Consider the following 4,789-nt stretch of genomic DNA (forward strand, 5'->3'; position numbering starts at 1 on the left):
GCCCAGCATCAGGTCCTTAGGGAAGGTCATCGCGCCAGGCGGCAACTCGTTGGCCACGATCCAGTGGTCCGCGCTGGCGTAGCGGTGCCCGCCGTTGTCGAGGAAGAAGGGCGCCGCCTTCGCGTCCTTCTGCACCCGGAGCACCTGGAACATCGCCGCACCCTTCTCGCGGTTCATCAGCGTCACCGGGATGGCGGTGACCAGCTTTCCGTCGTTGCCGATGTGACCCATGATCTGCTTCATCGGATCCTCGTCCGCGTCGTAGATCGGCGCGTTGTAGCCCTGGGCCAGGCGCTGCTGCTTCTCCTGCTCGGTCTCCTTCTTCGGCACCTTGAGGGTCGGCGTGATGCCGAGGATCTGGCCCACGTTGTTGGTGAGCATGCCGTGCGTGGCCGGCGTGTCGTGCCAGGGCTCGGGGAAGGCCTTCTCCGCGGCCTTCACGGCAGCGCCGGAGTAGGCCTCGACCACCCGCGGGCTCTCCCAGCCCTTCTCGAGATCCTTCGCGGTCCAGGGCTTCTTGCCCGGGACCTTGGCATCGCTGGCCATCATGTCGAGGGCCCAGAGCCGGTATTCGTCAGGCATGCCGACGGTGAACAGCACCTCCCGGCCGCCCTTGGACTTCATGATCTCGGCGAGGTTCTTCTCGGTGGCCTGCGTGTCGGCCGGGTTCGACTGGTGGGCCTGGTTGGTGGCGTAGCTGAGCAGGCCGGCCATCGACTCCTGCTCCTTCGGCGTCGAGCGGTCCACGTCGAACACATTGCCGAGGATCGAGTCCTTGGCCGAGACGTCGAACGAGGACGTCGACACGAACATGCGCTTGAAGAACTTCTGGGTCTCCTGCGGCGACAGCGCACCCTGGCCGACCGCCCGCATCACGGCGTTGCGCCGGGCCTCGTCGGCCTTGGGCTGCTGCTGGCCGTAGCGGTCGGGATTGCCTTCCCAGCGCGAACCCGGCACCCAGTGCCAGGTCTCCTGGCCGAGCATCCTCGACACCAGCTTCTCGCCGTCCTTGTTGCTGCGCACGGTCGCGACCGGATCGAGGTCGACCGCCGCGCCCCAGAGCTCGCCCTGGATGCGGCGCTCCTCCTCAAGATCGTCGTAGTTGCTGCCGTCGAAGCGGCCGCGCGGCACCGAGTTCGAGATGTTGTTGAAGGCCTCCGCCGCCATCGAGGCCAGCTCCTTGTTGCCCTTGAGCGCGGCGGTGGTCTGCTTCAGGTTCTCCATCGCGCCGTCCTCGGCATGGCCCGGCGCGTACAGCCAGGTCACGGCGAACTGGTGCAGCAGCGCCTTCTTCTCCTCCGGCGTGAGCGCGCCCAGCGAGGACTTGCCGTCCAGGGCCTCGAGCAGGCGGTCGGCCCCCTTCTCGGCATCCTTGTCCTCGGCCATCGCGTTGTTGTCGGTGAACAGCGCGAGGCGCGCCACCTGCTCGGGCTTGAGCTTGAGCGCCTTCTGCAGGTAGGCCTCGACGGTGGCGACATGCTGCTCGCGCTCGTCGGCATTGGCGTCGGGCGCGTCCTTGTCGGGCACGACGCGCGGGAGATCGGCGGGGTCGGCGCCGAGCTGCTGCATGACGCCGTCGCGGATCGCGAGCCATTCCTCGGCCGCGGCCGGATCGTCCCGGCCGATCTTGCCGCCGCGCGGATGCTTCGGATGTGTCTCGTAGAAGATGCGGTCGGTCTCGGCGTTGATGAGGCGCTGGGCGTCGGCATCGAGGCCGGTCATGGCCGCGGTGCCGCTCGCGCCGGGCTTGACGGCGGCGGGCTTCGCCTCGGCTTGCCGGGTGTCGACGCCTGCTGCGGCGGGCAGGTCGGCGCCGTCGTCGATGTCGTGGTCGGCGGCGCCTTCGGGGCCGCGGCAGCTCACCTTGCTGACCTTCAGGCCGGTCTGCTCCAGCAGCGCGCGCTTGAGCTTGCGGGCCAGGCCCGTCACCTCCGCCGGCAGCACGAAGGTCGTGGCCCCGGTGTCGGGATCGAGGGCGCACTGGCCGGCCAGGAACTTCACGCCGCCGTCCGCGCCGAGACGGTCGGCCAGCAGCTTGCGCCGCGACGGCGGGATCGGCTTGCGCGACAGCATGACGGCGGCTTCCTTGCTCGTGCTGGCGATGAGCGCATGCACCGGCTCGCCCTTCATCGCAAGCTTCAGCAGGGGCAGCATCCGGCTCGTCAGCACCTCGGCCGCCTCGTCGTCGGCGCCGCCTTCGCCGGCCTCCTGCGGAGCCTCGTCCTCAAGACTGTCGCCGTGCGCTGCCACGGCCTGCCGCCTCGGCAGCAGGATGGGCCCCACGCGGGTGAACGCGCCGACGTTGATCAACCACTTCCGTTGGATCGCACTCAGCAGAGCCATCGCTACTACCTCCACTTCAGACCCCGGGGCGCGAACGCCCGACCGCTCGAGCAAAGATAGCCGCTGGCGGCCTGCTTGACACCCGCCCGGTTGTTGACGCCGCTCATCGGCATGCGGCATTCATCGGGAATTCAGTCTGGCTACAGCTTGCGCAGCTACCTTCAGGCGATGCGTACAGCCCTATCCGTCTTCTTGCTGGCACTCTCGGCGATGGCCGTCCGCGCCGCGGACTTGCCCGCTTCCGATCCCGCCAGCATCGAGGCGCGCACGGTGGCGGCGCTGCCTGCCTACCGGCCCGAGCAGTCGGTCTCCGGCGTCATCCGCATCCAGGGCCACGGCCATGTCACGCTGAAGTGGATGGAGCGGCTGCTGAACCTGTGGGAGCAGGGCTTCCGCAAGTTCCATCCCGGCGTGCGGATCGAGCAGCGGATGAAGGGCACGTCCTCGGCCATCCCTTCGCTGTTCAACGGCACCGGCGACATCGCCATCCTCGGCGAGGAGATCGACCCGGCGGCGGCCGAGGCCTTCCGGCAGGTGAAGGGCTACCTGCCGCAGGGCATCGCCATCGCCACCGGCGCATACGACGTGCGCAACTTCGACTACGCGCAGCAGTTCTTCGTCCATAGGGATAACCCGTTAGACCGACTGACCCTGGCCCAGCTCGATGCGATCTACGGCATGGAGCACCGGCGCGGCGAGCCGCACAACATCCGCAACTGGGGCCAACTGGGCCTGGCCGGCGACTGGGCCGCGAAGCCGATCAACCCCTACGGCTGGCGCATCGACGACAGCTTCGGCTTCTACCTGCAGAACGCGCTGCTGCTGGGCAGCCACCGCTGGAACAACGCGCTGCGCGACTATGTCCATATCTACAACCCCGGCGGCACGATCTACGACCACGGCCAGCAGATCCTCGATGCGCTGCGGGCCGACCGCCACGGCATCGCCGTGTCCAACATCCGCTATGCCAACGCGGACGTGAAGCCGCTCGCGCTGGCCGCCACCGCCGGCGGCCCCTTCGTGCAGGCCAGCAAGGCCACGCTGATCGACCGCAGCTACCCGCTGACGCGGCTGATCCCGGCGGTCATCGACCATCCGCCGGGGCGGCCGGTCGAAGCTCGGGTGCGCGAGTTCATCCGCTTCCTGCTGAGCCGCGAGGGGCAGCAGGCGATCAACGAGGACGGGCGCTACCTGCCCGTGTCGGCGGCGACCGCTGCGGCCGAGCTGCGCCAGCTGGACCAGGCCCCGCCCGGCGAGCCGCTCGCGGCCTCGTCCGCCACCGGCGCGATCCGCATCTGCGGGGACGAGCACATGGCCGCCATCGCCGCGCGCTGGGCCGAGGGCTTCCGCACGCTGCGGCCCGACGCCAGCGTCGAGTTCAAGCTGACCGGCACCGCGTCCGCCATGCCCTGCATCTACGGCACGACCGGCGACATCGCGCTGCTCGGCCGCGAGAGCGACATCACCGACGACAACGGCTTCTTCAAGTCGGTGGGCGGCTACCCGCCGCTGCGGCTGGAGCTGATGAACGGCAGCCTGGACGTGCCGGGGCAGTCGGCGGCGCAGGCGGTCTTCGTCCACGCGGATAACCCATTACGCCAGCTGACCGTGGCGCAGCTGGAGGGGCTGTTCGGCGTCGAGGACCGGCGCGGGCCGGGCAATATCCGCACCTGGGGCGAGCTGGGCCTGGGCGGTGAGTGGCAGGACAAGCCGGTCCATCTCTACGGCCATGACATCGACAGCGAGGACGGGCTCTGGTTCGTCCGCCAGGTGCTGCAGGAGAGCCGCAAGCTGAACTGGGAGCAACTGGCCGAGTTCGACGATGGCGGCGCGAAGAGCATGGCCGCACTGCGCGGCGACCGCTACGGCCTGGCGGTGTCGAACCTGAAGTACGCCAACCCCGGCACGCGCGTGCTCGCCATCGCCGCCCATGAGAAGGCGCCCTTCGTCGCCCCGAGCGCGCGCAGCGTGATCGCGCGCGACTACCCGCTGGCCCGGCGCACCTTTGCCTTCGTCAACCGCAAGCCCGGCATGCCGCTGGACCCGACGCTGGCCGCCTTCCTGGCCTATGTGCTGAGCCCGCAGGGGCAGGGCGAGCTGCTGCGCCTGCACGGCTACCTGCCGCTGAGCGAGCCCCTGCGGGTTCAGCAGCTGGACCTGCTCAAGTAGGCAGCCACAGCGTCACGCGCAGGCCGGTCTGCGCCGCCTCGTCGCTCCAGGCCAGCGCGATGCCCGCGCCGATGCGTTCGACGATCGTCTTGACGATGGACAGGCCCAGGCCTGAACCACTCTCGCCGCTGCCCAGCACGCGGTGGAAGGGATCGAAGACGCGGGCACGCTCGGCGGGGGCAATACCTGGCCCCGTGTCGCTGACGACCACGACGACCCGCCCGCCCTCGAGCGCCGCGCCCAGGTCGATGCGCCCGCCGGCCGGCGTGTAGCGGAT

The 4,789-nt window shown here is 69.6% G+C and carries 3 protein-coding genes; 1 reads left to right on the forward strand and 2 read right to left on the reverse strand.

All coding sequences use genetic code 11. From position 1 onward, the window contains the following. Positions 1-2,343 (reverse strand): hypothetical protein (locus tag B0W88_RS29775; RefSeq protein WP_144007063.1); only part of this gene is annotated, 2,343 nt, incomplete at its 3' end. Positions 2,344-2,511: 168 nt separating this feature from the next. Here B0W88_RS29775 and B0W88_RS29780 point away from each other — a divergent pair. Beyond that, the gene (locus B0W88_RS29780) at positions 2,512-4,512 is read left to right on the forward strand and encodes a PstS family phosphate ABC transporter substrate-binding protein (RefSeq protein ID WP_144007064.1); all 2,001 of its coding nucleotides are present in this window, start codon (positions 2,512-2,514) and stop codon (positions 4,510-4,512) included. Here B0W88_RS29780 and B0W88_RS29785 read toward each other — a convergent pair. Next, the coding region (locus B0W88_RS29785) for a sensor histidine kinase KdpD (RefSeq protein ID WP_144007065.1) at positions 4,505-4,789 on the reverse strand (285 nt) is incomplete at its 5' end. The two genes, B0W88_RS29780 and B0W88_RS29785, sit on opposite strands and share 8 nt — an antisense overlap.

The organism is Pelomonas sp. KK5, assembly GCF_001984095.1.
Lineage (GTDB): Bacteria > Pseudomonadota > Gammaproteobacteria > Burkholderiales > Burkholderiaceae_C > KK5.

Bases quoted from the DNA above. Each gene is read 5' to 3' on its own strand.
- B0W88_RS29780 (WP_144007064.1), top strand. From the start codon at position 2,512: ATGCGTACAGCCCTATCCGTCTTCTTGCTGGCACTCTCGGCGATGGCC.